General features: G+C 46.5%; 1 protein-coding gene. It reads left to right on the top strand.

Annotation, left to right across the window (positions count from 1 at the left end; all coding sequences use genetic code 11):
- A partial coding sequence (locus R0J87_RS23800; RefSeq protein WP_498889485.1) for a His/Gly/Thr/Pro-type tRNA ligase C-terminal domain-containing protein occupies nt 1-243 on the top strand: 243 nt, incomplete at both ends.

The raw sequence follows: 243 nt of genomic DNA, 5'->3' as shown, positions 1-243 counted from the left end.
GCGATAAAAAGCCAGGTTGGAAATTCAACGAAACGGAAATGCGTGGCATCCCATTGCGCTTAGAAATCGGGCCAAAAGACATCGAGCAAGAAAAAGTGGTATTGGTCCGCAGAGACACGGGAGAGAAGATAGAAGTGGCAAACAATCAAATAGAAACGGAAGTAGCTCGACTGCTAGAAGAGATTCAGCAGGGGCTTTACGAAAAAGCACGTATGCACCGTTTGTCCGAAACAAGAACGGTAC

The organism is Halomonas sp. SIMBA_159 (assembly GCF_046536035.1).
Lineage (GTDB): Bacteria > Pseudomonadota > Gammaproteobacteria > Pseudomonadales > Halomonadaceae > Vreelandella > Vreelandella venusta_A.
This window is presented reverse-complemented; position numbering and strand designations above follow the sequence as displayed.